The 21873-nt window shown below is 62.6% G+C and carries 25 protein-coding genes; 9 read left to right on the top strand and 16 right to left on the bottom strand.

Annotation, left to right across the window (positions count from 1 at the left end):
- The first annotated feature begins 124 nt into the window (after nt 1-124).
- Nucleotides 125-838, top strand: coding sequence for a replication protein A (locus GV027_RS20240; RefSeq protein WP_236559431.1), 714 nt, complete (start codon nt 125-127; stop codon nt 836-838).
- 266 nt (nt 839-1104) lie between these two features.
- On the opposite strand, the gene GV027_RS20235 is transcribed toward GV027_RS20240, so the two are convergent.
- The 5 genes from GV027_RS20235 to GV027_RS20215 form a co-directional block, all read right to left on the bottom strand.
- Entirely contained in the window at nt 1105-2748 is a 1644-nt protein-coding gene (locus tag GV027_RS20235) for a type IV secretory system conjugative DNA transfer family protein (protein WP_159513439.1), read from the bottom strand.
- 95 nt (nt 2749-2843) lie between these two features.
- A complete protein-coding gene (locus GV027_RS20230) occupies nt 2844-3182 on the bottom strand; it encodes a transposase (protein ID WP_236559430.1) in 339 nt (112 codons plus the stop codon).
- Entirely contained in the window at nt 3182-3466 is a 285-nt protein-coding gene (locus GV027_RS20225; RefSeq protein ID WP_159513437.1) for a hypothetical protein, read from the bottom strand. The genes GV027_RS20230 and GV027_RS20225 overlap by 1 nt, the downstream gene beginning before the upstream one ends.
- On the bottom strand, nt 3463-3687 hold the full coding sequence (locus GV027_RS20220; protein WP_133192513.1) for a conjugal transfer protein TraD: 225 nt from the start codon (nt 3685-3687) through the stop codon (nt 3463-3465). Before GV027_RS20220 ends, GV027_RS20225 begins: the two co-directional genes overlap by 4 nt.
- 13 nt (nt 3688-3700) lie before the next feature.
- Nucleotides 3701-4030 carry a conjugal transfer protein TraD gene (locus GV027_RS20215; RefSeq protein WP_159513436.1) on the bottom strand — a complete coding sequence of 110 codons (330 nt, stop codon included), beginning with the start codon at nt 4028-4030 and terminating at the stop codon, nt 3701-3703.
- 174 nt (nt 4031-4204) lie between these two features.
- On the opposite strand from GV027_RS20215, the gene traA reads away from it, so the two are divergent.
- Nucleotides 4205-7120, top strand: a complete 2916-nt coding sequence (gene traA / locus GV027_RS20210) for a Ti-type conjugative transfer relaxase TraA (protein WP_159513435.1) — start codon at nt 4205-4207, stop codon at nt 7118-7120.
- A gap of 6 nt (nt 7121-7126) precedes the next feature.
- Nucleotides 7127-7867 carry a DUF6118 family protein gene (locus tag GV027_RS20205; protein ID WP_159513447.1) on the top strand — a complete coding sequence of 247 codons (741 nt, stop codon included), beginning with the start codon at nt 7127-7129 and terminating at the stop codon, nt 7865-7867.
- A gap of 444 nt (nt 7868-8311) precedes the next feature.
- Here GV027_RS20205 and GV027_RS20200 read toward each other — a convergent pair whose 3' ends face one another.
- A complete protein-coding gene (locus GV027_RS20200; RefSeq protein ID WP_159513434.1) occupies nt 8312-9775 on the bottom strand; it encodes a pyruvate kinase in 1464 nt (487 codons plus the stop codon).
- Between the two features lie 167 nt (nt 9776-9942).
- On the opposite strand from GV027_RS20200, the gene GV027_RS21970 reads away from it, so the two are divergent.
- A complete protein-coding gene (locus GV027_RS21970; RefSeq protein WP_443029571.1) occupies nt 9943-10155 on the top strand; it encodes a DUF6118 family protein in 213 nt (70 codons plus the stop codon).
- A 32-nt stretch (nt 10156-10187) separates the two neighbouring features.
- Here the strand turns inward: GV027_RS21970 and GV027_RS20195 are convergent, their stop codons facing one another.
- Complete coding sequence (locus GV027_RS20195) at nt 10188-10577, bottom strand: DUF2501 domain-containing protein (RefSeq protein ID WP_159513433.1); 390 nt, start codon at nt 10575-10577, stop codon at nt 10188-10190.
- A 91-nt stretch (nt 10578-10668) separates the two neighbouring features.
- On the opposite strand from GV027_RS20195, the gene GV027_RS20190 reads away from it, so the two are divergent.
- Nucleotides 10669-10896 carry a DUF6118 family protein gene (locus GV027_RS20190; protein WP_159513432.1) on the top strand — a complete coding sequence of 76 codons (228 nt, stop codon included), beginning with the start codon at nt 10669-10671 and terminating at the stop codon, nt 10894-10896.
- A 49-nt stretch (nt 10897-10945) separates the two neighbouring features.
- Here the strand turns inward: GV027_RS20190 and GV027_RS20185 are convergent, their stop codons facing one another.
- The gene (locus GV027_RS20185) at nt 10946-11389 is read right to left on the bottom strand and encodes a PRC-barrel domain-containing protein (protein WP_159513431.1); all 444 of its coding nucleotides are present in this window, start codon (nt 11387-11389) and stop codon (nt 10946-10948) included.
- A 281-nt stretch (nt 11390-11670) separates the two neighbouring features.
- On the opposite strand from GV027_RS20185, the gene GV027_RS20180 reads away from it, so the two are divergent.
- The 4 genes from GV027_RS20180 to GV027_RS20165 all read left to right on the top strand — a co-directional run bounded on the left by GV027_RS20180 (nt 11671) and on the right by GV027_RS20165 (nt 14193).
- Nucleotides 11671-12285 (top strand): sigma-70 family RNA polymerase sigma factor, encoded by a 615-nt coding sequence (locus GV027_RS20180; protein ID WP_159513430.1) that lies wholly within the window; start codon nt 11671-11673, stop codon nt 12283-12285.
- 325 nt (nt 12286-12610) lie between these two features.
- On the top strand, nt 12611-13315 hold the full coding sequence (locus GV027_RS20175) for a hypothetical protein (protein WP_159513429.1): 705 nt from the start codon (nt 12611-12613) through the stop codon (nt 13313-13315).
- Between the two features lie 128 nt (nt 13316-13443).
- The gene (locus GV027_RS20170; protein WP_159513428.1) at nt 13444-13755 is read left to right on the top strand and encodes a hypothetical protein; all 312 of its coding nucleotides are present in this window, start codon (nt 13444-13446) and stop codon (nt 13753-13755) included.
- 108 nt (nt 13756-13863) lie between these two features.
- Nucleotides 13864-14193 (top strand): TFIIB-type zinc ribbon-containing protein, encoded by a 330-nt coding sequence (locus GV027_RS20165; protein ID WP_159513446.1) that lies wholly within the window; start codon nt 13864-13866, stop codon nt 14191-14193.
- Nucleotides 14194-14673: 480 nt separating this feature from the next.
- On the opposite strand, the gene fliE is transcribed toward GV027_RS20165, so the two are convergent.
- From fliE to GV027_RS21610, 8 genes are all read right to left on the bottom strand, one after another.
- Nucleotides 14674-15024 carry a flagellar hook-basal body complex protein FliE gene (gene fliE, locus GV027_RS20160; protein WP_159513427.1) on the bottom strand — a complete coding sequence of 117 codons (351 nt, stop codon included), beginning with the start codon at nt 15022-15024 and terminating at the stop codon, nt 14674-14676.
- Between the two features lie 130 nt (nt 15025-15154).
- Nucleotides 15155-16627 (bottom strand): phospholipase D-like domain-containing protein, encoded by a 1473-nt coding sequence (locus GV027_RS20155; protein WP_159513426.1) that lies wholly within the window; start codon nt 16625-16627, stop codon nt 15155-15157.
- A gap of 13 nt (nt 16628-16640) precedes the next feature.
- Nucleotides 16641-17246, bottom strand: a complete 606-nt coding sequence (locus GV027_RS20150) for a DedA family protein (protein ID WP_159513425.1) — start codon at nt 17244-17246, stop codon at nt 16641-16643.
- Nucleotides 17247-17372: 126 nt separating this feature from the next.
- Nucleotides 17373-17834, bottom strand: a complete 462-nt coding sequence (locus GV027_RS20145) for an MgtC/SapB family protein (RefSeq protein ID WP_159513445.1) — start codon at nt 17832-17834, stop codon at nt 17373-17375.
- Nucleotides 17835-17882: 48 nt separating this feature from the next.
- A complete protein-coding gene (locus GV027_RS20140) occupies nt 17883-18059 on the bottom strand; it encodes a hypothetical protein (protein WP_159513424.1) in 177 nt (58 codons plus the stop codon).
- Between the two features lie 403 nt (nt 18060-18462).
- The gene (locus GV027_RS20135) at nt 18463-19140 is read right to left on the bottom strand and encodes a carbonic anhydrase (RefSeq protein ID WP_159513423.1); all 678 of its coding nucleotides are present in this window, start codon (nt 19138-19140) and stop codon (nt 18463-18465) included.
- Entirely contained in the window at nt 19137-20672 is a 1536-nt protein-coding gene (locus GV027_RS20130; RefSeq protein ID WP_236559429.1) for a SulP family inorganic anion transporter, read from the bottom strand. Before GV027_RS20130 ends, GV027_RS20135 begins: the two co-directional genes overlap by 4 nt.
- A gap of 725 nt (nt 20673-21397) precedes the next feature.
- On the bottom strand, nt 21398-21873 hold a 476-nt coding region (locus GV027_RS21610; RefSeq protein ID WP_443029570.1), incomplete at its 5' end, for a hypothetical protein.

Genomic DNA, 21873 nt, shown 5'->3' with positions numbered 1-21873 from the left:
AGGAACAGCCTCCCGCAGATCGGACGTGAAGTCAACTCGAAAACGCTGTTTTCGAGAACGGGAGAGCTATGTCCATGTGGGATTGCCGCCAGCAGCCGGGCCGACCGATCGACGGGAGGTTCCCATGCAAACTGTATTCGAGGCCCTGGGAGGGGCGACGAGAGGGCGACGACCGGGCCGTCAGACCGGCCAGCGGGTCCATCGCTACAGCCGCACCGAGGAGGGCCGGGAAGGGCGGTTCTGGCAGCCGTTCAATCCCAAGAATGTCGCCCGGTTCATGCAGGCGGCCGAGAAGTATGATCGGGTGAAACGGCTTGCCCACCGGCGCGAGCGCAACAACCGCGAGAACGGGGCGATCGGCCATGTCGGGCTTGAGGTATTGCGCGAGCTGCTACGCCTGATCGACTACAAGACAGGCCGGCTCGATCCGGCGATAGCGACGCTGGCGCTTCGCATCGGCCGCTCGATCGCGGCCGTGGTGGACGCGCTAAAGCGGCTCAAGGCGCATGGCTTCCTCGATTGGTTGCGCCGCTATGTGCCGACCGGCAACGCGGGGCTGCGCGGCCCCCAGGTCAAGCAGACCTCGAATGCCTATCGTTTGATGCTCCCGCCGCAGGTTGAGCGCGGCATGACCGCACCACCGCCAGAGGATGACAGCGATCGGCGACGGGTGGCGGCCGAGGAGGGCAGGGCGATGATCGCCGCGCTCCCCCTTGATGAGCAGCCAGCCCAGCTCATTGACGATCCCGGCCTTGCCGCGATTCTTGCCCGGCTCGGGCGAGGGATCATGGACCAAGAACGTGATTCAGAGAGGCAGAATGAATCCCGGCAGAGTTAGAAATATACAAGTGGAATTGGCCTAACGGCCAATGCGTAGTTCACTTCGTGCCGCCTACGGCGTCACAAGGGCGGCGCAAGCGCCGCTGGCTAGGCGGAAAAGAAGTGGGGCAGGTGGCGACGGAATCACCCGCTACGGCCGCTCAGGAAAGCCGTGAGGGCAGGAGAGGGGCTTTCGACGTGTCATGGGCGCCGATGACGGCAAACTCCACCAGCGAGGTTTAAATCGACCCGGTGGTTTGCGGCCGAACTAGCCGCCCCAATCGTTCACGCCGAATCGAACCGCCCGGCGAACTCGCGATCGTCGTAGTAACGCAGCTTGCCGGCGATGATCGGGCGCTGCCCGGCGAGGAACAGGAGCTGACGGTCGGGGCGGAGTGTGCGGACTTCATCTGGGGTGAGCAGCGCGCGGCCGACGTGCTGCTGCCCGTAGGAGATCCCGCTTTCTTCCGCGTCGATCGCGCGGCTCATGGTCTCGAACACGACGGTTTCCTGCCCGGCCAGATCGGAGACGAGCTTGGCGCTGTCCTGATCGTTGACCCCGAACACCTGGAGGACGCCGGCGTTCGACAGGAAGGTGCCGGCGCGCTGCCCGTAGAGCGCGCGGAGCTGGTGAACGTCCTGCAGGATCGGCCAGAGCTGGACGCCGTAACCCGCCATCAGCCCCATCGCACGTTCGACCGGTTCAAGGCGGCCGAGCGCCGCGAACTCGTCGAGCAGGAACAGCACCGGCCAGGGCGGGCGACTCGGCGCGCGCGCCAGCTCGGTCAGGGCTTGCGCCACCATCAACCGTAGCCAGCGGGCATAGCTGGCTAGCCGATCGGGCGGCAGCACGAGGAACACCGTCGCGGGTGCATCCTTCAACCCGGCGAAGGTGAAATCCGAGCCGCCCAGCACCGTCGCCATGCGCGGGGAGTCGAGGAAGTGGGTATGGCGCTGCGCGGCCGACAGCACGCCGGCCGCTTCGCGATCGGATTTACCGAGCTGGCGGTTGGCAGCGCGCGCGACCAGGCCACCTTGCGCTTGCATGGCAGCGAGCTGCGCCGTCAATGCTGCCGGGGCGAGTGTGAGCCGGTCGCGCAGCGTTTCCAAGGTGCGGGTCGCGGGTGGTTCGGTGGTGACGATGTGGAGCAGGATGCCGGCGATCAGCGCCTTGGCTTCCTCGTTCCAATGCGCGTCGCCGGCTTCGCCGGGTGCGTCGTGGACCAGCGCGTCGGCGAGCGTCATGCAATCGTCGGCGAGATCGAGGCCGTGCGGGTCGATGCGATCGAGCGGATTGAACGCGGCCGAGGACAGGCCGGTGACGCTGAACGGATCAAGGATATGGACCGCGCCGAACTTGCCGCGCTGGCGCGCAGCGATGCGGGCGTTCTCGCCTTTGGGGTCGATGCAGACGACCGCGAACGGATATTCCAGCAGGTTGGGGATGATCGTGCCGACACCCTTGCCGGTGCGGGTGGGTGCGATCGTCAGCAGATGGGCGGGACCTGCGTAGCGCATCGGCTTGCCGGTCTTCACGTCACGACCGATCAGCAGGCCGTGATCGTCGTTAAGCGCCTGGGCTTCCCCGGCTGTGGCAAAGCGGGCCGAACCATGCGTGTCGGCGCTATCACCATAATCGAACCGGCGAAGCAGGGGCAGGACGAACATCCAGACCATGACCAGGACCACGGCACCGCTGATCCCGAATACGCCAAGCTGAGCGACAGCGCCGTTCTTATCGAGGCCGAAATACCAGATCGCCAGCATCAGCAGGAGGAATAGCGCCACGAACAGCACCATGGCGAACAGGACCACGCCGATGATGTGCCGGGCGAACCGGAAAGGGGCGAGCAAGATGCCGAACAAGGCCCACATCGGGTTGGCACGGGCGGTGCGGGCGAGATTACGGGTGGCGCGCGCAAGGCCCATGCTACTTCCCCAGCGGGAGCGTAATGACCGGGGCGTCGTTACGCTCGGAATATCTCAAGATCAGAATACGATAGCGTTCTGCAAAGGCGAGCACATCAAAAACCCGGTCTCTCCTGATCGCTCGGCTCCAATGCTTGCAGCGTGCGGATCGGAGCAAGCATCCTCGCCAGCGCGTCGGACAGGTCTTGGATGCGACATTCAAGGTCTGCCGCCAGGTCGAACATTTCTTCGGCCATGACCGGATCGGTTTGCGCATCATTGACGAAGCGCATGGCTAACCCGTGCAGGCGCAGCAGGTCGTGCCGCATCTCCGGTGCATTGAAATTATCGCCTTTAAGGTGATCGCGCATCACGTCCAGATCATCCACCGTCCGCAGCAAAGGGCCTGTGTCGAAGGACGCAATCTGTTCATTCCGATCGACGGTTTTGGGCATCATGTCGTCCGTTGAATAGGCGTGATCGATAGAGACCGATCGGCGTCGGGATGATCGAGCAGCCGGAGCAGGATTTGCGAGACGAGGGGAGGGGGCACGCCCTCGTCCAGCATCATCGCGAAGAACGCATCGTCGTTGGGCGTCGGGATCATGTCCTCGATGACCAGGTTAGCGCGCGAGTCCGCCATGTCCTCGTGCCACATGGCGATTTCCGCCGGCGTGCCGCGTACGAAATCCATCGCGCGGACTTGCCTACGGATTGCCTCCATATCGAAATCGCTCATTGCGCTTCGCTCCCTTCAGCTTCCGCATCGAACGCGCGTTTTCCGCGTCTTTTCCACAGCGCCAGCATGTTGCCGGCTTCGTCGCCGCGACCACGCCCGGCAAGATCGAGCAGCGCGCCGTAAAGGGTGGCGCGATCGTCGTCCGTCAGCTCAACCAAGCCGGCTTTCTGGACCAGCCCGCCCAGCTCAATCAGGTGGCGCGTTCGTTCGCGACGCTGCACGACCCAGCCCCTGCTATCCGTTCGCCGTTCCGCCGCTTCCGCCCGCAGCGTTGCCGCCCGGTTCAGTCGCAGCGCCCGATCCGTCGATTGCAGCAGCGCCAGCACCTTTGCGCCCGCGCCGTTGAAAGAAAGCCACGCCCTTCGCGCGCCATGCCTCCTTCGCGCTTGCATCCTTCGATCCAATCGCATCGAGCAGAACACCGGCGAGGGTTTCCGCATCGAGGGCATCAGCTCCGGTCGCGGCGACGAGCTGGCCTAGCTGTTCGACTCGCTTCGCTTTCAAAGCGCGGGCCTTGTCACCCAGCGCTTTCAGCTCGGCGTCGTAATCGCGAACCTTCCGCATCGTTCTCACCTTTCCGCGTATCGGTCAGCAGCATCTTAGCGCACCTGGCATATGGGTAAAGCCGGAACGAGTAGAAAGCGGCACCAAGTCAATCAGGAGATGCGCAGCAGATTGTGAGTGCGCGCTTATACGTCGTTGCCGACGTGCGCTCAAAAGTGCAATAAGCATGACGTCATGGCGATCTACCATTTCTCCGCCAAAGTTGTGAGCCGCGCGAACGGATCGAGCGCCGTTGCGAGCGCCGCTTATCGTTCGGCGTCCGAGCTGCACGACGACCGGCTTGGGCGCGATCACGATTTCAGCAACAAGGCGGGTGTGATCCATTCCGAAGTGATGTTGCCGCAAGGTGCGCCGGAGCGTTTGAACGACCGCACGATCTTGTGGAACGAGGTGGAGGCAGGCGAGAAGCGCAAGGACGCGCAGCTTGCCCGCGAAGTAGAGTTCTCGATTCCGCGTGAGATGAACGAGAAGCAGGGCGTCCAGCTCGCGCGCGATTTCGTGAAGAAGCAGTTTGTCGATCGCGGGATGGTCGCAGACCTGAACGTGCATTGGGACAAGGCGAAGGACGGCACGCCGAAGCCGCACGCGCATGTGATGATGACGATGCGCGACGTGGGACCGGAGGGGTTTGGCAAAAAGAACCGTGATTGGAACTCGACCGAGCTGTTGAAGGACTGGCGCGAGGCGTGGAGCGCGCACGTCAACGAGCGCATGGCCGAGCTGGGGCTTGAGGGTCGGATCGACCATCGCTCCTACGAGGCGCAGGGGATCGCGCTGGAGCCGCAGCACAAGATCGGACCCGCAGCATCGCGCAGGCCGGAGCAGGGGCTTGAGGCGGAGCGGATCGAGGATCACACGCGCATTGCGCGGGAGAACGGCGAGAAGATCATCGCCAATCCCAATATCGCGCTGGACGCGATCACGCGGCAGCAGGCCACGTTCACCACCCGCGACCTTGCGACGTTCGCGTTCCGGCACAGCGACGGCAAGGATCAGTTCGACCGGGTGTTGGGGGCGGTACGCGCCAGTCCCGAGTTGGTCGCATTGGGGAAGGATGGGCGCGACCAGGAACGGTTCACGTCGCGCGAGATGATCTCGGTGGAGAACCGGCTTGAGCGCGCGGGTGACGAGCTGGCGGGCAGGGATGGGCATGGTCTCCCGGCGCAAGCAATCGAGGGGGCGATCACGCGCGCCGGGAGTGAAGGACTCGTGCTCGGGGAAGAACAGCGAGCCGCATTGGAGCATATAGTAGGGCCGAGCGGCATCGCCAATGTGATCGGCTATGCCGGCACCGGCAAATCGGCCATGTTGGGGGTGGCGCGCGATGGATGGGAGCGGGCAGGGTACACCGTCCGAGGCGCGGCATTATCGGGCATCGCGGCCGAGAACCTTGAGGGCGGGTCCGGTATCGCATCGCGGACCATCGCCAGCCTTGAGCACGCATGGGGGCAGGGCCGCGAGCAGCTAAGCCCGCGTGACGTGCTGGTCGTGGACGAGGCCGGCATGATCGGCTCGCGCCAGATGGAGCGGGTGTTGAGCCAAGCGCGCGACGCCGGGGCCAAGGTCGTGATGGTGGGCGATCCCGAGCAGTTGCAGGCGATCGAGGCGGGCGCGGCGTTCCGCAGCGTCACCGAGCGCCACGGCGCGGCCGAGATCACCGAGATACGCCGGCAGCGCGAGGACTGGCAGCGCGACGCGACGCGCGCGCTGGCGACTGGGCGCACCGGCGAGGCGGTCCATGCCTATGACAGCAAGGGCATGGTCCACGCGACCGACACGCGCGAGCAGGCGCGGGGCGAGCTGGTCGACGGTTGGGACCGTGCGCGCCAGGCCGAGCCGGACAAATCCCGCATCATTCTTACCCACACCAACGCCGAGGTGCAGAGCCTCAATGGCGAGGCGCGAGACCGGTTGCGGGCATCGGGCGACCTTGGCGACGACGTGACGGTGAAGGCCGAGCGGGGCGAGCGTCAGTTCGCGACCGGCGACCGCATCATGTTCCTTCGCAACGAGCGCGGCATGGGGGTCAAGAACGGCACGCTGGCGACGATCGAGCGGGTATCGGCCGAGGGCATGAAGGTTCGGCTCGACAGTGGGGGGCGCGTCGCGTTCGACACTAAGGACTATGCCCATGTCGATCATGGCTACGCCGCCACGTTCCACAAATCGCAGGGCGTGACGGTCGATCGGGCGCACATCCTCGCCACCCCCGGCATGGACCGGCATAGCGCCTATGTCGGCATGTCCCGGCATCGTGACGACATGCAGCTCCACTACGGCCGCGATGACTTCACCGATCAGCGTCAGCTCGTTCGCGCCCTGTCGCGCGACCGGGGCAAGGACATGGCGGGCGATTACGCCAAGCCCGAGCAGGATCAGGCGCGCGCGTTCGCCGATCGGCGCGAGATCCGGTTCCCGGAACTCGCGCGCCAGGTGGTCGAGAAGGTCCGCGACAAGGCGCGGGGCATGTTCGACGGGTTCCGGCCTAAACCGGCAGCGGAGCGGGCGACTTCGCCGGAGCGCAGCGCGGCCGATCGGCCGCTGGCACCCTCGCAGGCTCGCGCGATCGAACGCTATGGACGTGCTGCAATCGATATAGGCCGGATGCAGGACAAAGGTTTGCCGGTGTTGGCGCATCAGGAACAGGCGCTGGCGAAGGCCGGCGACGCGCTCGACCAGACCCGGCCCCATGCCGCGCGCGACCTCGCCAGCGCGATCGAGCGTGATCCCCGCCTTGCGCGCGACGCGGCCGAGGGGAACACGGGCGGCGCAGTGAAGGCTATGGAGACGGAGCGCCAGGTCCGCATCGACCCTGAGAAGCGCGCGGGCCGGTTCGTGGAGCAGTGGCAGGGCATGATGGAGGCGCGGGCCAGCATGGAGCGTGCTGGCGATCGTGCAGGCGCGGAAAAGCTCGGCAAGCGCATGGAGGGCATTGCGGGCGGGCTGCATCGCGACCCGCAACTCGAATCCGTGTTGCGCGCCCGCGCGCCCGAACTGGCGTTGAACATGGAGCGGGGCCGGTCGATCGGGCAGGAGCTGGCGCAGTCGGTCAGCATCGGGCGTGACCGCGACCGTGGCATGAGCCGGTAGGTGATGATGGACGACGATATTCAGGAAAGCGGCGATCCGGCGGAGGCGTTCGACCGGTTGCGCGCCGTGATCGAAGGCCAGGACCGCGAGCTGGCGTTGCTACGCCGTGCCGTGGAGGGCCTGGCGGCCGAGCGGGCGCATATCGACGTGCCCGACTATTCCGAGACGCTGGGGCGGATGCAGCAGGGCGTGGACGCCACGGCCGAGCGGATCGCGGTCATCAACGACGTGATCGCGCGGAGTCCGGCGCTGGCAATGACGCCTGAGCAGATGGCGCAGCGAATCGCCGCAGCGGGCAACGCCGCCCGGCGCGAGGATCAGGCGGCGCTCGCGACCGCGAGGAAGGGGTTGGAGGACGTGACGCTGCAGCTTCACGCTTATGTCGTGTCCGGGCGCACGGGCGACGAGCAGAACCGTTGGGTTGCATGGACCGCGATTGGTGGCACGATCATCGGCATCGTTCTATGGGCGTTGCTGGCGGGCCCAATCTTGCGGGCGACGCCGGATAGCTGGCGATGGCCCGAGCGCGCAGCGGCGCGGACGCTTGGCGGGTCACCATGGGAGGGCGCGCGCCGGTTGGCGACGGTGGACGGACCCGACACGTGGAATGCGATGGTGACGGGCGCGGTGATCGGCCGGGGCAACGAGCAGGCGCTTGAGCGGTGCCAGCGGGCCGCGAACAAGGCGGGCGAGCCCGTGCGCTGTGCGGTCAAGATCAAGCCGGAGGAGCGAAGGGCGACGGAATGATGGACGATCAACATCAGCAACGCGGTGAGCCCGCGTCGATCAGGCAAGCGACCGAAGCGGCGCTGACTCGCGCTGCCCACGCTGGTGTGGGACGGTTGCGCGGAAGCATCCCGTCGCGCTCACCTTCGCTGCCCCAAGGGTCCGCCCGCGACGCGATCCTGGCCTGGCGGTCACCTATGTCGTGGTGCTGTTCTCGGTGGTGATCCAGGGCAGCAGCGTCGGCTGGCTGATCACCCGCTTGTCGGCAGAACGCCGGTCGAGAGCCGTTTGAGTACCGGCGCTCAGGAACGAACTTGGTAGGGATTAAGTCTTTGCGTTGGCGCGCATCGGGCGGCAGAGCAGCCAGCCCTATCAAAGGCCGCAGCGTATCGATGCCGCGTATCGAGTTGATCTTCTCCGGTTTGGCGGACACCGAGATAGGCTCTGAAGTCTGCCAGCACCATCTCACCAGGTCTGGAGACGCCTGAGCTGGGGTGTCTTCTTGTGCTGGTGCCCGTCCATCCGCTCCAGCAGGGTATCGAGCATATCTATCGCTTCGAGCAGATAGGGGCCCTTGTTGAGCATCACACATTCGGAGCGCGCCGCCATAGCCGCGTCGGTCATCTCGCCTCGCGAATGGGTACCCTTCTTGACGAAGTGCTCAAGCACTTGGGTCGCCCAGATCACCGGAACACGTGCCGCTTCGCCGATCCAGAGGATCTCGTCCTGCATTTCAGCAAGGCGTGCGAATCCGATTTCCACCGCGAGATCGCCGCGAGCGATCATGATCCCTGCGGGCTGTCGCCCAGCCGCCTGCACGATGATATCCGGCAGGTTGCTCACCGCGCGAGGTGTCTCGATCTTGAGGATGAGCGACAGTGTTTGCCAGTCATGCGGCCGCCGCTCGGCAAGCGCCTTCTGTAGAACGATCACATCATCGACGGATTGAACGAAAGAAAAGCTGACCCCATCCGCATGATGAGCGACGAAGTCCAGATCAGTAATATCCTGCTTGGTCAGCGCCGGAACATCTATATCAGTATCCGGCAGGTTGATGCCTTTTTCAGGCTTGAGCCTCGCGCCCTTCTTCATGACCGAGACCACTCGGGCCTGCACGCCCCATGGCTCGACTTGTTCAATCAACGTGCCGATCTCGCCGTCGTCGATAAACAGGCGATGTCCCGGTTGAACGACCTTCAACGCTTCCGGAAGCGTGCACTCAACCGCGGAATACCTTTCTTTCAGCTCGATGTCCCCGAACCCTTCAGGCGGTACGACGGCAAGTACGTCCCCCAGCCTAACGCGAGCCTTGCTTTTCTTGCCGAGCACCGCGCCTGTGCGGATCTTCGGGCCGGCCAGATCCATCAGTATTTTCAGCCGGTGGCCAGTTTTCTCCTCGGCGGTGCGAGTGTGCCGGATCATCCGCTCCCAATGGTCTGCGTCGTCGTGCGCGCAGTTGATGCGCACCGCCTCGACTCCGCGCTTCGCGAGTTCGAGCATGAACTCGGGATTGACTGCCGCTTTTGTGGGGCAGGTCACAAGCAGCGCAGTTGGGCGCGAAGAATGCGCCGGACCGAACAATTCGCGTGTCCGCGTGTCGAGAAGCCGTTCGCCGGCGAAGAAGGCCTCTTCCAAGGGTCTGGCCTTTGCAGGAAGTCCCGATAACCCGGCGAGTGTGGCCTCGACCGCGAGCAACGCGGGGCTAACCCTGCTCTCGACGCGTCCAAGCGATGACAGGCCAAGGGCCATCAACTCCCGCTGCAGCGGACGAAGATCGCGGCGGCGAAGTGACAGGTACCGGGCCAGATTGGCCGCACTTTCCTCGAAGTCAGCGCGCGTGATTGAGTCGGACCAGTCCGCCGCCTGTGCCAGCCCTTCGCGATCGATGTCGGAGATTAGCCTGGAGATACGATCGTGAAGGTCTTCCATGGGCTTCGGAGGAGAGGGCCGCGCTCTTTTCTCGCGAGCCTGCGTTTTTCTCGGTCGGGGGTCGGTCGTCCCTGGCATCTCGCTTCTTCCTTTCGCAATTTCGCCGTTTCGCGGCGCCAAGCAGAATTTCCATACGCTTTCCAGTATGCTGGCTGTGGCCCGAGAAAATGGCTGCGCGAACCCTGCGGCTGGATGGGTGGACGGCAAGTCGGCGACTGGCGGCAGTCAATCAGCCCGACACCTGGAACACGATGGTAGCGGGCGCGATCGTCGTTCAAGAAAACCGCGACGCGATCGAGCGGTGTAGGCGCGCTGTGACGAAGGCGAGCAAACCGGTGCGATGCACGGTCAGGGTGGCGGCAGAGTCCCGCCCTAAATAATGCAACTTCCAACAGGATGCAGGGACGAGTCGTCAGAGGAACGACTTCGCCCGATTGAGCACCAGCTTGCACATTTGGGTCCTGAGCTGCCCCCGTACGCCATCCAGCCCAAGCGTACGGCCGTTGCCAGTTTGCACCTGCCCCGCCGCTCCAGTCTTGTAGCCCGGAGATTGCTGCACGCCGGGCCGGCTGAGAAGTCGTTCGAGGATCGCGCGCGCGCTGTTGGCCGATGCGGCTGGTGCCGGGGTCGCGCTAGGAGTGGGGACCGGCGCAGCCGCAGCGCCGCCAAGCAGCCCACCGAACAACCCGTCGCCACTGCTGGCTGCGCCGCTTGCCCCCGTGGCGCCTAGCAGGTTGTTTTTGAGGCAGTAGCCGAGCAAACCGGCGGCGTTGCCGGCCCCGACCGAGCCAACCTGGGGCAAGATGCCCCTGAATGCGCCGGTGAGCCCGCCGGCGCCTGTAGGGGCAGGAGGCGTCTGAGCGGGAGCCGCAGTCGCGAGGCCGGCGGCGGCTATGATCGCAAACACTTTGGACATTCTGGCTTCTCCTTTGCCGTCCGCTTCAACGGGCAATAACGCGCTCATGGGGACCGCGGAGCAGGCTGCGTTCCGCGCCATCGTCACCGGCGACAAGATCGTGACCGCGAACCGCGCAGCCATCGAGGAGTGCGTGAGCGCAGCAAGGAAGGACGGTCATACCGTGCGGTGCACGATCAGGATGGCGGCCGATCCACGCCCGTAATCCCGCGGCCTCGGAGCGAGGGCGGCGGGGTAGCCCGCCGCCCTCTAGCTCAGTAGCCGTAGCTGGACCCGTAATAACCATAGACCTGTTGACCGTAGGCACGATCGAAGACCGGCTCGTTGCCGGCGCTGTAGCGCGGGCCGCCTTCGAGCTGCTCCTTGGTCAGGTTGACGACATAGCCGCCCTTGTCGGTATCGTAGGTGAGCTGATCCCAGGGGAGCGGATGATAATCGTCACCGATCCCGAGGAAGCCGCCGAACGCCATGACGGCATATTCGACCTTGCCCGAGCGCTTATCGACCATGAAGTTATAGACCGAGCCAAGCTTGTTGTCCTGCCGATCGTAAACGGCAGTGCCCTCGACCTTGTTGGAAGCGATCAGACGATCGGTTTCGTCGGTTGCTACGTTGTTGTCGCGATGGCCATGCTGATCGAGGTCACCCGGCGTATGCCCTAGGTGCTCGTGGTGCTGACCTGCTGTTTCATCTGCCATTTTGTTCTCCTGCCGGTGATGCAACGGACGGGTGACGTAAAGGCTCCCGGTGCAAGTCTATTCGAAGACTTAAGCGCGGCTGTGACCGCGCGTATAGCGCCGGCCTGTCGCCTGGCCCATCGCGTCGATGGATCACAATGTCGCGCAGCTTTGCGGGTCGACTGGGGCGGGCGAACCTTGCTGACGATCGGACGCCGAAGGGCCGGTCAGGATGTGTACATCAAGGCACGCCGCATGGGTGGAGCCCTCGGCAGGTGTCTGCCGCGAGGGAATGAAGGATTATGCGAATTGCGCTCGCCCGCGCCGCGGACCTGATTGATGAAAGCGACGATGAGTTCGTGGTTGAAATGACCGGACACGCAAGGTCTCTCAAGGCCTATGCCCGTCGTCTCACACGGGACAACCGGGGAGACGCCGACGACCTGTTGCAGGATGCGCTGCTGCGCTGCTGGGCGGCGCGGCACCGGTTTGAATTGGGCACCAACTTCTTGGCATGGGCGCGAACAGTGATGCGCAACATCTTCCTCTCCGACCGACGACGCGACCGCTTCCACGCCGATCTTCCCGAGGACGCATTCGAGCGGCTGCTCGGTGTTACCGACACGCAGGGGCTGACGGTCGATCTGCGCGATGTGCGCTGGGCATTGGGAGAGTTGACGCCCGAGCACCGGGAGGCCGTCCTGTTGGCGAGCGAAGGATTGTCGATCGAGGAAGGAGCGGCGCAGCTCGCGATCCCGGAGGGCACGTTCAAGAGCCGGGTCTGGCGCGGAAGGCTGCGGTTGCGGCAGCTCACCGAAAACAGGGACACCCCCTTGCTGCCCCTCAAGCACATCGGAGCAAAACCTCGCGAGGTAACCCGACCGCGCCGGGACTGGACAGGTGTGACGATCGGCTAGTCATCTCCGACACGATCGTTCCGCGTTCCGCTACGGCATTATTGCGCTACAGGGCGAACGCGGCCGGTGCGATGACCAAACCCGGAGAGGTGCCGTCGATTCATCGACACGCCACCGGCCGCGCCCTCATCTTGCTCTCCAGCGGAACAGTCTCGCGGGGCGCTACACTATCCGGTGCTCAAGGTCCCACTGTCTCGGCGTGATGATGACAGGGAGGTTGCGGCGCGCCATCGATCGACCGGCGGCCCGGTCTCGGCGCACCGACCCTCCGGTGAGGTCACGCGGTTATGGTATCATCCTCCCTAAAACGCATTTAGACGAGGCAATGCGCTCACCCCATCTGACGCTTCAAACCCATGCGCTGGATTTCTGGCTCGCACGTGGGGCGGTCGCGCTAATCGCGGGTTTGCAGCTGCTGTTCGTGAACGACAACCTGATCTTCGGCCCGAGATGGCTGGCACCGGCTTTCGAGTTGGCGATGCTTGCCCCTCTCTCTGTTGCGACCGTCTGGACCCAGGGCAAGGTCCGCCAGGCTCATGCCGCCCATCATTGGCACATCATATGCGGGCATCGAAAATCGATCAGACGGTTTGCGTTGTTGTTAACCGGGGTCGTCATGGTGCTCAATTTTTATGCACTGGTATCTGTCACTCGTGAGCTTCTGGGCGGCGCGAAGGGCGGGCAGTCCCTGCTGCTCGATGCGCTCAATATCTGGTTCACGAACATCGTGGTGTTCGCCTTGTGGTTCTGGAACATCGATCGGGGCGGCCCCGCGAGGATGGGGTTGGACCAAGATACGCGGCCTGATTTCCTGTTTCCCCAGATGTTGGGGAGCGGCGACCAGAACCCGGCGTGGTCGCCGGGCTTCATCGACTATTTCTACCTGTCCTTCACGAACGCCACGGCTTTTTCCCCCACCGACACAATGCCGCTCAGCGCTCAAAGCAAGTTGTTGATGGCCGCCGAGGCGACAATCTCCCTCCTGACGGTCGGCTTGGTGGCGGCGCGAGCCGTGAACATTCTGACCTGAAACACCGCATGAGTTATGATCTTGTCACATGTGGATGAACGAGCGCTGTCAACCGTATTCCGACATCATTCAATATCCTGGCCCTATTCATAGGACGTGACGTTCGGTCACACTCGACGGAGGTAGTCATGAGAGGATCCTTGATCTTGGCCGCGGCGGCGCTCGCGTTCGCGGCCCCGGCCGCGATGGCCCAGTCCTATGGCGGTTACGACGGCTATAATGGTGGTCCGTCCTACGGCAACCAAGTCCGCGGCCAGGGCGGGTATGGCGATCCTTATCGCAATCGGGGTGACGGTTACCGGCAATCGTGGCGCGACAATGGCGGCGGCTATAATCGGGGCGGTTACGGCTACGACAACCGCCATGATCGCGAGGAGAGCCGCGAACGCCGGCATGAGCGTCGGGAGCGCAATCAGCGCCACGGTGGTTATAGCTATTAAGACGAAAGCGGCGCCTCCTGGGCAGACGGCCCGGGTGGCACCGACCAAAGAGAGGAATGAACTGTGACAGATGCCGCAACCACACCCACCACCACAAGGGCGCAGGGTATGCTTTGTCCCGTATGCCGCGTCGATCTCGTCCTTTCCGACAAGCAGGGTGTAGAGATTGACTATTGCCCGCAATGCCGGGGCATCTGGCTGGATCGCGGCGAGCTCGACAAGCTTATCGAGAAAAACGCGGCTTACGAAGCTTCGGCGAAGACGACCGAATATCCTCCGCAAGCGGCTGCGCCTGCACCGGGCTATGCGCAGCCCGCCCCTTGGGGCGGATACAATGAGGGACATCACGGCGAAGGACGACATGGCGGCGGCCATGACCGGGGTGGCCATGGCGGCTATCGTCCCGGCGGCTTTCTCGGCGGTCTGTTCCGGCACTGATCCCGGATTGTGAAAGCGTGTCGCGCGGGAAGCCAATCATGGCGTCAGGTGCATACTGGGAGAGGTAGCGTGACCAAGAAATTTGGGCTGGGCCTGAGTGCATTTATCCTTGCTGCCTTGGCGACCGCGCCAGCGGGCGCGCAGCGCAAGTCCCATGGCGCCGGTGTCAGTTGGAGCGGTACGCATGGTGGTGTCAGCTGGGACGGCGGACATGCCTATGAGGGCGGAGGCTATGGCGGCTACCCCGCCGCGTCTCCGCCACGCCCCGCTTATAAGATGCCGCAGCCGCCATCTTACCTCCCGCAATTGCCTCGCTCGCCCGACTATCAAAGAGACAGCAGCGCGCGTACCCTTCAGCACAACGATCGTGGCCCAATCACTCGGCGGGCGGAATTCTGAGCGTTAATGAGCGAGTTCGCAGTCAGCCTGTCACGTGGGTCAGGGGTCGGCTGATTTCCTGTGAGGGGGGTAAGCCTTCAATTAAACGGGCATGTTCATAATGTCCTTATAGGCGGTGAGGACTTTGTTTCGGACCTGCAAGGTGGCTTCGAACGATACCGAAGCGCGCTGCTGCATCAGCGCCACCGTTGCGATATCTGTCGTCTCGCCGCGTTCGTAGGCTTCGGTGGCGACATCTTCCTGCTCCTGAAGGGCGTTCACCTTTTGAAGCGCGGTCTGCATTGTCGCAGCAAAGCTTGACGGCGGCGCAGAGCCGTCCGGTCCGCGAAGCGCATTCGGTGTGGGGGCGGAGGTTACGTCCCGGAGCGCGGCATTGCGCTGAAGAAGGGCGTTGCGCAACGCGAGCACATCGGCCACCCCGTTTACGTTCATCGTCGTTCTCCCGGACGGGGTGCGCCATCGCTCTTCACTCCTTTTGAGGGCGCAAGTTTAAGAAAGCGTTAGGCACGTTTGAAGCCTACGTCATACCGGCGACGCCGCCCCTCATCGACCAAGCAGTCGGTCAGGCTACGCGGCGTCGTGACCGGCCGCGATGCCGATGCCGCAGGTGGAAGAGAAGGCCGCGACGTCGGGAAAGCGGTTCAAACATTACGTCCGGTCCTTCTGGATCGAGCAGCTCGGTGTCGGCCAGCCATTCTCCTGCGGCGGTGAGCTCGGGAACCTCATAGTCGCGTAGCGAGCGTCCTGATGTCTGCAACGCTGCGATGGTCGCGATCAGCGAGCCGGTTTCGGCCATCTTGCGTGTTACCACCTCATTCGCGGTGCCGAGATGCTCCGCCAGAAGCCCGTCACGAATGCCCGAGATCACTAGCTCGACTCCCGCTTTCGGCCCGTCGGCTGCGTCGATCGTCACGTCGCACTCGCTATCGAGGCGCAGCGAGCGGTTGTTGAAGTTCGATGATCCCACCCGCAGCACCACGTCATCGATAATCGTGACCTTGGCATGGACGTAGATCGGCACCCCGTCGGCGGTGAACGGGTGATATAGACGTAGGCGTCCATACCCGTCGCGCTTTTGCAGCTCTGCCACGAGTCTGGCGCGTGCCGTGTCCATTGCAATTGGCTCCAGCCAACCGTTCGCGGTCGTCGGATTGACGATAACGATTTCCGGGCCATCGGCCTCGTCGAGACGCATCGCGATCGCTTCGGCGACGCGCCGGGAGGCGAAATACTGGCTTTCGGCATAGATCAGCCGTCGCGCACGGGCGATGAGCGTGACATGCAGCGCCTCGATTTCGTGGACGGGTTCCTGGTCGTCCATCTTGGGCAGCGTCCGCGAGATGCCGACGGACACGTTAGTGAAATCAGCCTGGAGTTCGTCAGGCCAGCAATCCACTCCATCAGACACCGCCGCGATCGGGCGTCCGCCGGCGGCGTGCCATCGCTCTCGACAAGCGTCGCCGAGAGCGCTCGCAATCGGCCCTTCGAGCGCCATCGCCGCATCATGCCACGGCCCGTGCGGCTTGCCGTCCGGGCGGATGCGGCGCGGCTCCTCGTCTCGATGGTCGCGCGTATCCCAACGTTCGCGGGTCATGTCGATGCCGCCGCAGAAAGCCATGCAGTCGTCGATCACCACGATCTTCTGATGATGTGATCCAGCGAGCGGGTGGTGGCTGTCGAGCTTGAGGTGGATCTGCGGATCGCGCATCCAGCGCAGGATCGTGAGCAGGGTGCGGCCATGCAATAGCGTCTTGAGCGCCCCGGTATCCCACCGGAGAATGTGGATTTCAAGCAACGGACTGCGCTTGACCAGCCAACTGATGAACGCGCCGACGGTTGGTGGACCCTCGTCCTGACCCTCCCCGGCAAAATGGATGCGGGCATCGAAGTCCCAGCCGACAAGTACGATACGCCGTTTCGCCTTGAGCATTGCCGATCGCGCGGCCCTGAAGTAATTATCGGCGTCGATGATGACCGTGGCACGGCTTGCCTTGGCGCTGCGCCAGAAGGCACGGCGGATGGGCGTGCCGCTCATTGACGTAGCATCCTCAGCGTTCATGGCGACGCTTCCAGGTCACCACGCGCCACCCGTAAAAAAGTACGAGCGCGACGATGATCGCTGTCGAAATGGGGCCCAGGTAGCGGTCAACCGCCGTGTAGCGTTGGCCCAGCAGATAGCCGGCGGCGGCGAGCATTACCGTCCAGGCGGTCGTGCCGACCGTCGACCAGATGAGAAAGCGCGGCCAGGGCATCCGCAGAAGGCCCGCCGGGATCGACACGACCGATCGTATCGTGGGAATAATGCGCCCGAGGCAGACGAAAAGGCTGCCATGACGACGAAACCAGCTTCTCGAACGCTCGATTTCATCCCATTCCAGTGTAAGCCAGCGGCCGTGCCGATCGACTAACCTATGCAACCGGTTGATGCCGAGCATGCGGGCAACCGCATACCAACAGAGGTTGCCTGCCATGGCGCCGGACGCACCGGCAGCAATCACCCCAGGCAGCGACAATGCCCCACGGGAGGCGCGCAGGCCCGCAAGCGGCATGATGACCTCGGACGGCAGCGGTGGAAACACCGTCTCGGCAAACATCAATATTGCAACGCCGAAATAGCCGAACTGGTCAACCAGCTGTTGGATCCACTGCCCCAAGTTGCCTCTTCCTTATCTCTGTTGTGTCATAATGCGGCTTGCTCAACAGTTCGCACGCGCTGTGCGGCGTCCAAGAGCCCAGTGACTCAGCAGTAATTCGACTGGATGGTTGTTTGATTAGCCTTCCTATGATCCCTCATTGCGCTGAACAGCCCCCTGCCCGTCCGCCGTTTTCTTCAGCGGACGTGAAAAGCGCAGGGTCAAAAAAGTCACGAGACTGATAATGGCAGCTATGTCATATAGCCCGTAACCGACCGCGGCACCTACCGCGCCGGTTGCCCACAGGCTCGCCGCCGTCGCCGTACCCGACGTTCGTCCTCCCTGTTTCAGGATCGCGCCGCCACCGATGAAGCCGACGCCGGTAATCAGGCCTTCAAGGATACGAGCCTGACCAAGCGACCCCCGACCGAGAACGGCTATAGCTATGAGCACAAAGCCACAGCTGGCGACGGCGACGAGTGGAAAGGTGCGAATGCCGGCGCTTCGTTCCTCTTTTTCACGATCCCAGCCAATCGGAAGAGCCAGAATATAGGCGATCAGGAGGTTGAAAAGGTGCCATAAGGCTTCTGAGAAGCTACCAGTAACCAAGGTCAACAGTGACCACCTCTTGATTGATCGTGAAGGGATACAAACGGGCTAGCGATGCCCGCAGTCTGGTTTAGCTCTCGACAATCTTAGCTCGACCAGCCTCTCCAAATAGGCGTCAGCCATTTTGCGATGAGCATCGACCACTTCTGGTTTGGTGGCGTTCTCGGCAAGCTCGACCTCAACCTGCGCTCGGTGCTCAAAATATAAAATCTCGTCATCCGACATAGAAAGGTCCTTGAGTGGATCATCAAAAATTATCGCTACCGGTACCTTGGCCCTCTCTCGACTACGCAATTTGGCGTTTTGGGACTTGCCGAGCCTGACTGGGCGTCAAGTGGATCAGATCCTTGAGAAGCCTCACCGAGATCGACCGGCTCTTCAAGCCGGGCACCGGGGGTGCGGCACGGTACGTGATCATAGACGGGAGTGCTGACGACAGGCTTTTGCGAAAACGGGAACGTGCACGCCGCGATCGCGCTGGCTAACACGACGAGCATGAAACAGGTCACAATACGCATGACTCCTTGCCTCCTTTTTGATCAAACCCTCGATCATACGCCCGTCTGAAACGATGGTAGCGTGCCGAAACTTGCGTCCCTAATGACCTTTTCAATACGCGGCTTTTGCCTCATTCTGGAGCGATGCCGTTTGCGGCACGAGTAGGATGCGATAAAAGCACGCTATCAGGACGGCCGACCTCTTCCAAGGAAGCGTCTGCATCCAGTTCCATCAGCGGTTTGATATGACCATCGCGAATGTCGTAAATCCAGCCATGCAACCAAAGTGGTTGACCGTCTTTCCATGCGCGTGCGACTATATCGGTTCTTGCCAAGTTGATCAGCTGGTCCCTGACGTTCATTTCCACGAGTCTGTTAAGCTTGGCATCTTCACTATCCAAGGCCGCGAGCTCGTCTGCGTGATCGCACACAACGCTACTCGCATGTTTGAGCCACTGCCCGAGTTGACCGGTAGCTCCTCCGGCGAAAGCCCCCTTGATGCCACCACAACCATAATGACCGCACACGATGATGTGCGGAACCTCGAGCACCTGGACTGCATATTGCAGCGCCGCCATCAGGTTGAGATCGCTCGGATTAACAAGGTTGGCGACGTTGCGGTGAATGAACATACCTCCCGGAGGCGTCATGGTCATCTGTTCGGGGCTGACCCGGCTGTCCGAGCAACCGATCCACAAGAATGCTGGCTTCTGGCCATCGGATTGTCGGGTGAAAAAGTCCGCGCGCTCGTCGATAAGTTCCTGCGACCAGGCCCGGTTGGCGAGAAGAAGCTGTCGATATTCTCTCATGCGAACCTTACTCCAACTACGGGGGCGTTGATCAAAGGAGATGTCCGTTCGGCAAGATCGCCACGAACGACTACATCTATCGACTTGAATTGAGCTGCTTTAATAAAGGAGTTAATAATCTCGACGTTATCGAGATCAACGTAGTTCGTTGCTGAAAGATCAATCAACAGCCTGCTATTTTCGGGAACGCGGTTCAATTGCTTCTGAAGTTCATATTTGTGGATAAAATACAGGTTGCGCCGAGCACGGATGAGGCAATCATTGCCCTCGCATGCAAACGTCACAGCAGTTCGAAAATTACGCGCTATGACGAACACGAACCCAATCACAAGGCCGATCAGGACGCCTTCGAGCAGGTTGGTGAACATGATAGCGATCACGGTTACGACGAACGGGATGAACTGGGTCCAGCCTTGTCGGTAGCGGTCCAGGAAAAGCTGGGGCGTGCAGAGCTTGTAGCCGGTAGCGATCAGGACCGCTGCGAGTGCCGCTAGCGGGATGAGGTTTAGCACCATGGGGATCAGGGCGACCGACAACAGCAGCCATAGCCCATGCAACATCGTCGACGCCTTGCTCTGCGCGCCCGCATCGACGTTGGCCGAGGAACGCACGATCACCGAGGTGACCGGCAGCCCTCCCAGCAGCCCCGACACGATGTTGCCGCCACCCTGGGCCATCAGTTCCCAGTTCTTGTCAGTGGTGCGTCGTTGCGGGTCGAGCTCGTCGATGGCTTTGATGCTGAGCATCGACTCCAGGCTAGCGACGATGGCAATTGTGGCTGCTGCGATCCAGACGGCACTGCTCCCGATACCTGAAAAATCGGGAAGGGCAAAAAGCTGGCCAAATTCAGCCGGGCTTTTGGAGACGGGCACCTGAACGAGATGTTCTGTGCCTATCTGCCAGGACGGTAGCACCAATCCAAGCAGTGCATTGCCGATGACGCCGATCAGGACCGCCACCAAGGGGCCTGGCAAGAAACGGAGAGACCCCTGCTTGGGTTTCGCGCTGTTCCACCAGAACAGGAAAGCGATGCCCGCAAGGCTGATGATCAGCGCCCCCGGCTCAAATTTGCGCCTGAGAAACACGAACAGGTTGGTGAACGTGTTCCCGTTGTTAGAGGCGAACTCAAAGCTACCCTCAGCCTCGACCTCATAGCCGATCGCGAACGGAATCTGCTTGAGAACAAGAATGAGCCCGATCGATGCCAACATCCCCGTGATTACTGAGGACGGGATAAATTCGCTCAGGATCCCCGCGCGAGCCGTAGAAAATGCCAGCTGCAACGCGCCCGCCAAAACCACTACCGACAAAAAGATCGGATAGCTCGGTAGTGAATTAATGGTGTCAAGAACGATCACCGTGAGACCAGCGGCCGGACCGCTGACAGATAACGGAGACCGGGATAGGCCACCGACTACGAGGCCGCCCACGATACCTGCTATCAGGCCAGAAAATAGCGGCGCTCCCGACGCGAGGGCAACGCCCAGACAGAGCGGGAGCGCGACAAGCGCGACGACGATGGACGCGGGCACATCTGTCCGCCACGACATAAAAGGGTGTCTCGAAAAGGACACAGGGGTACTCCATCACTGTATGCAGATTTGACGAGCAGGCACGGCTGCCCTTATTTCAAATCGATAGCGGATCGCCGCGTCGTTGAAACGGGGCGCAAATCGCGTCGCGAAGCACCCCTTGCAGCGACTATGCTGGCTCAGAGGCGCTGGCGGTCTTTGCCGTCGCTTACAGTTTCGGGGGTCTCAATGTTATGGCGGCGGCCACGCCTTCGCTGATCCGTTGCCCGACCGTCGAATAAGCGTCTTCGGGCTCCATCTGCGAGATGATCCCCATGGCGGGCACGATCAGGTGATCGCCGTGGCATTCGCTATGAGCATGCGGCAACTGCGCGGTGACCCCTACTGGCCTATTATCCCTCGCTGGCGCGCTCACGCTGGCCATCGCAAGGACGAGGCCGGGCGTGACAACGCGGTGAGTCCTAGACCCCTTGTCACTTACGTGAAAAACCGAACTCAGCGCTAGGAGCGAGGCTAGCATCAAGCCGATGACGAGGGGAAGCAGGCGGCTCATTAATCTATCGCGTAGCGATTTTGCACGCTCAAGGCCACTACCCTTTCAAAGCGACAGCAGCGCCCGTTGCGCTCAGCACAACGATCATCGTTCATCCAACGGGTAGCTTGGTGTCTCGAACGCCGATGAGCGACCCTCATACTGAAGAAATCCCGATTGACTGAGCGTTTCGTCAATGACGCCGGCCATGCCCTCCGCCAATGTGACCGCCTCCTACGTGACCTCCTCCAAAATGGCCGCCTCGGTAATGGCCGCCACCAAGACCGATCCCGATCCCGAGCGATCCGTAGAAGGGCGAGCCGTAGTAGCCGTAGGGACTTCGATAGCGGTAGGGGTAGCTGCCGCCATAGTAGCCGGCACCGCGCCAACCGCGTCCGCGGTCAGCGACCGCGATCAGGCAGTCGCTTGCGCCCGCTTGAGCCGCGCTGCCCGGCGCTGCGGGAACGACCGCTTGCGGCGGAACGGGCGCCGGCAATGCAGCGGATGTTTCCCCGGGCGGACCATCCGGCGGAGAGATCGGCACTGCCCGGATCGCACCGGGAGTGTCGCACGGCACGGCGAAGTAGGAATAGGCGGAGGGCCGCGGCGCATAGGTGGCGCAGCCGCCCAGCAGAACCGCCCCGGCCAGCGGGACGATGATGATAGGCT

It is taken from the genome of Sphingomonas sp. T1 (genome assembly GCF_902506585.1).
Taxonomy (GTDB): Bacteria; Pseudomonadota; Alphaproteobacteria; order Sphingomonadales; family Sphingomonadaceae; genus Sphingomonas; species Sphingomonas aerolata.
This window is presented reverse-complemented; position numbering and strand designations above follow the sequence as displayed.